The sequence below is a fragment of the Clostridium bornimense genome (assembly GCF_018917145.1).
Classification (GTDB): Bacteria; Bacillota; Clostridia; order Clostridiales; family Clostridiaceae; genus Clostridium_AN; species Clostridium_AN bornimense_A.
Window position 1 is genome coordinate 1 of sequence record NZ_JAHLOD010000095.1, and the last position, 4,846, is coordinate 4,846.

Genomic DNA, 4,846 nt, shown 5'->3' on the forward strand with positions numbered 1-4,846 from the left:
TCTGTTTTTTATTCTTGTTTTCATTATTGATTTCATTAAATTAGGGTAGCTCTTCTCAGAGCTACCCTTTCCTTATTCATTCTTTATTTTTCTTAGTCAGTCTTTTTTTTATTCAGACATAAAACTCACATTAGTAGTTATTTTCACACATATATGTAAATGTAATACTAGGCTTTAATGAATATGAATCAGTTACAGATGTTGCATAATGTTGGAATTGCCATTTTTGCTTTAGTGGAGTTGGTGTAGTTGCATTAAACATATCCACCTCAAAAATAGATGGTCCTGTAGATCTATACCATGACTTACCATATACACATATACTTCTTGTCTTTCCAGAAGCATTATACTTATTAGTCTCAGTTCCACCTAAAGATATTGTTTTAACTATTGCTGAATCTGGAATAGATGATACATTGCTTAAATCAAAAGTTTGAATACTTGAGTATCTACTATATGTTGTTAGTTTTGTTGTTGAAAGAGACTTCGTATATGTCTTTGTTGTATAATCAGGAGCTCCTACTAACATTGTATATGCAACTTTTTCAGTTATTTCATCATCTGAAGAGATTCTTATATAATATGTACCTGCATTTGACACATCGAATTTTCCTTGTCTCTTAAGCGATTTACCAAATTTATTTTCATATACCTTACTTTTTTCAGAATTAAATACTGTAGCTGTAACTGTAACATATGGAGCATAAATTGTTAATGTTTTTGTTCCTTCTGAAAGATTAACTTTGTACCATCCAGCATCTCCTGTACTCTCTAAAAAACAACTTGATTCTCTCTTTGGAAATAGTCTCAAAGAATCATAAATTGTATTTTCTGTTAGTTGAAACGCTGTTTCCTGTGTACTATTGTCTACATTTTGAGAATCAGTATATACATATGCAGCAGATGCAGTTGTATTTAACATACTAGTAAATAATAAAAAACAGATAGATGATATTAATACCATTGTAAATATTCTCTTTTTCTTCATATTTTTTCCTCCTTTATAGATAATATATAATCATACAATGTATTATTTGTCTATATTTTTACGTTTTATGTAATATATTTAATTATATATATTTTTTATATAATTTAGTTAAGTTTTCCTTTTTTGTTACGATAATAATAAAAACATTATTCTTTTATAACAATATATTATTTAGGAGAGGAGATAAAAATAATGTATATAAATCGCAATGTATGTAATAGTAATCTAATCAGTACTTACATAAAAAACTTAAATACTTCTAATACCACTAATTCATATAAAAAAACTACTAGTAACTTGTTAAGTAAAAGTTCTAATACGTCAAATTTAAAATATTCAAATCGTTTAAAAGGTAATTTAACAGAATTAAAATTCGAAAATAATATTTTAAACATAGAACGAAATACTCCTTACAAAGTAAAAACTCTATTACATGGCTATTCAGACATAACAATTACTAATTCTGGAGTAGAAAGACTTTCTTCTATATTAAATCCAGATGTAGATTATAGAGATTATCTATCAACCGATGAAATAGAAGATTCAGGTAGAGTATTTGATTTTATCAACATATTAAACAAAAATATATCATATGATGAAAAAATAGACTTAATTAGAATTTTCTTTCCTCAAACAAAAGAAGGTAAAGCAATTCTTGAAGGAATGGGGGCAGAAACAAACAATTACATTTCTTTAGATGGTGGAGAAAATTATGTATATTTTGATGAAAGCGGTTGGTTATATACTAATGAAGAATTGATGAATTTAAGAAATGGTTATTTGAATGAAAACTTCTTCAAATTAGGATTTACTAAAGATTCAAAAATGATTATCGATGGCACAGAATACAAATTAAACGATAACGGATATATTACAGGTATACCAGAAGATGCTATTTGCACCCCTTCCCATGTAGAATTAATTAAGTAGAATATAAATATTATACAAATTAAGGGTAGCGTTTTAAAGCGCTACCCTTTCCTTATTCATTCTTTTTTTTCTTTGTCAGTCTTTTTTTATTCAGACAAATTTTCTTTCTGTATATTACATATTAAATATATTTTTGCATTTATATGGTATGTCCCTATCTGTCATAATCGTATCCCTAATAAATCTTTGTATATTAAACCTATTTGGATATCCATATCCACAATAATAAATTATACCTATTAAATTTTCCATCGATTTTATTGCATATTTATCTAATTCTCTTATCATATCATAAGACATATATGCAATGTTATCATATTCACTATAATCTAATTTATTTTCTCTTACATATTGATCCACCTTATATGTTAATTCCTCTACTTCACTTGCATATTGAAGTATAAATTGTTCTAATAAAACCTTTGCACCATTATAATGTTTTATTATTAATTCAACAACAAATCTTCCAGCATTCCTATCTATTAAGTATTCATAAACTTTTCCCATATTATATCTACCTGTATTATACATATCAATCATATCATCTACTGGACTTTTTATAATATTATAATTTTTAATATTTAAAAACTCTTCTAATAATTCTTCTAAAGATTCATACCTTTTATCTAAATTTTTATTTGTTGCTTTTTCTACTACCCCTGAATATTTATGATGTATAGAAACTATCGAACCTGAAAAAATATAATCTATAATTTGTCCGATTGAATACATATCTGTAATCTCACTTGCATTCTTAATATTCTGTTTTTGAACAGGATCTATGAAATGCGCTGTTCCTACCCCCATTTCTGTTTGAGTTTGTAATGAATAAATTTCACCTTGATTTTTCCCTAGGCCAAAATCTGCTAATTTGAAATGATTATTTATAACTAAAATGTTATTATAACTAAGATCTCTATGTATAACATTTCTACTATGCAAACATATCATATCCCTAATTATCTCTTCTGATATAGCCTCTTTATATGCATCATTCATTACATCATAGTTTTTTTCAATAAATTGCTTTAATGTTTCTTGTGCAAATTCCATCATGAAACTTTTTTCTACTTCTGAAAAATCAAAAACTTTTACTGTGACATTAGTATCATTTAAAGACTTCATTATTTCATACTCTCTTTTAAATCTGCTAACATATTCCATATTATTTTTAAATTCATCTTTTAAACATTTCTCTGCAAAATATATTCCATTTTTCTCTCTTTTGTACACTCTCGCAAAAGCACCTTCTCCCAAAGGCTTTTCTTTTATTATATCTATCACTTCTATAGAATCATCTCTGATACATAATTGTTTTCCACATAATTTAAGAATTTCTCTATTTACTTGATTAACAATCTTATCTATAACATTATCTATTTCAAAATTTTCATAATCATTTTTAAACTTAATTATCTCTTTATATGATAATGATAGGGTAAAAAATTCATTTATTCTTCCTTGCATAAAAATACATCTAATTTTTTCTTCAGCATACCTCCATCTTGTTGGAAATCCTTGCCCATATATATCTTCAAATCCCATTTGATTAAAAAATTCTACCAATTTAGGACCTGATCTGTATGGAAAGTCTATTTTAGTTTTCTCATCGCCTACAAATGCTTTAGATATCTCTTCAATTATATAATCGTCTGTTAATAAAAAACTTCTCATAATTCCTCCCTAATTTAATTAGAAATCAAATTCATTAGCATCACTGTCATCTATACCTTTACTTATATCTTCAAACTATACCACATTAATATTTCATAATTAAAAATTAATAAAAAGTAATAGCATTAGTATTCTATAATTCGATTTTAGCCTGTATTTCTATTACTCTCTGTTAGGGCTATCATTTAAATATTCATTTATATAAATATCATTAATAATAGTCATTAATTTAATTATTCTATTTTTATTACTATTTATAAAAGGATTTATCACACTTTGGATTATATATGATAATAATATAATCATCCCCAATACTGTAAGAAGTAATATCACTCCACTCACAACTTCTTGCCATCTAAAACTTTTTTTAATTGTATCAATTCCTAATATTGTAGTCATAGAAAACGTTAAAAGTGGATAAATAATTACTTGCCACGATGCGATAACTTTTCCCGCAATTTTAATATCTTGTCCAACTATTTTGCTTGTTTTCTCACATTCTTTTAAGATATACTCTACTTTCTCCCTACTATTAATATTAAATTCATATTTCAATATATTATTAAAGCCTTTCATCCTTTTATAATATTGTTTTCTTCTTTTTCTATAATTTTCAACATCATTTTTTTCAATCTTTAACTCCATAATAACTAATCCTATAGTATATAAAATAAATCCAACAAATATCATTTTAATATTATGTTTTAACAATGCTCCTGTAATGAAAATCCCAATACCTAATATTGTAATAATCATCATGTACAATATAACCTTATTTGATATAATAAAATTTTTCGCATTTCTCCATTCACCTCTTCTCTTACTAGAGTTATGCTCATTTCTTTCTCTGCTTAAACTAGCATCTCTTAAATTCTTTTTATAGCAAAATTCTTCATACGCATTTGCTAATATAATTACCATATTACTCATATAATTCTCCTGTTACTTTAAATAATTCTTTATAAAAATCTAATTTTTATGTTAGTGGCTTTTAACCTTACTTTCTTATACAATTTAATGTATTTCTTAATATTGAAGTTAACATTCATAAGATAGAACGTTATGAAAAATTATATAAATATATATAATTCCTTACTTTTGATTGGAATATAATTCGTAATAATCACCATTGTTTTGTAAGCGTCAAAGTTTTGGTACCTTTTATCAATTAAAAAAATATATTAAAATATCCCGGTAGGGCGATTTAAAGCCCTATCGGGATTTATTTATTTCTTGATTTTGACTTTTAGATTG

Annotated in this window: 4 protein-coding genes; 1 reads left to right on the top strand and 3 read right to left on the bottom strand. The window is 25.5% G+C overall.

The genetic code is table 11. The features are described from left to right. Positions 1-130: 130 nt before the first annotated feature. Entirely contained in the window at positions 131-988 is an 858-nt protein-coding gene (locus KQI30_RS16420; protein ID WP_216464428.1) for a hypothetical protein, read from the bottom strand. Positions 989-1,180: 192 nt separating this feature from the next. Here KQI30_RS16420 and KQI30_RS16425 point away from each other — a divergent pair, with 192 nt between their 5' ends. After that, entirely contained in the window at positions 1,181-1,918 is a 738-nt protein-coding gene (locus KQI30_RS16425) for a hypothetical protein (RefSeq protein ID WP_216464429.1), read from the top strand. Positions 1,919-2,032: 114 nt separating this feature from the next. On the opposite strand, the gene KQI30_RS16430 is transcribed toward KQI30_RS16425, so the two are convergent. Together KQI30_RS16430 and KQI30_RS16435 are read right to left on the bottom strand one after the other, a co-directional pair. After that, entirely contained in the window at positions 2,033-3,592 is a 1,560-nt protein-coding gene (locus KQI30_RS16430; protein WP_216464430.1) for a protein kinase domain-containing protein, read from the bottom strand. Positions 3,593-3,754: 162 nt separating this feature from the next. Then, positions 3,755-4,522 (bottom strand): hypothetical protein, encoded by a 768-nt coding sequence (locus tag KQI30_RS16435; protein WP_216464431.1) that lies wholly within the window; start codon positions 4,520-4,522, stop codon positions 3,755-3,757. Positions 4,523-4,846: the final 324 nt, after the last annotated feature.

Excerpts from the sequence above, each read along its gene's own strand:
- KQI30_RS16420 (WP_216464428.1), bottom strand. The coding sequence starts at position 988 with ATGAAGAAAAAGAGAATATTTACAATGGTATTAATATCATCTATCTGT.
- KQI30_RS16425 (WP_216464429.1), top strand. The coding sequence starts at position 1,181 with ATGTATATAAATCGCAATGTATGTAATAGTAATCTAATCAGTACTTAC.
- KQI30_RS16430 (WP_216464430.1), bottom strand. The coding sequence starts at position 3,592 with ATGAGAAGTTTTTTATTAACAGACGATTATATAATTGAAGAGATATCT.
- KQI30_RS16435 (WP_216464431.1), bottom strand. The coding sequence starts at position 4,522 with ATGAGTAATATGGTAATTATATTAGCAAATGCGTATGAAGAATTTTGC.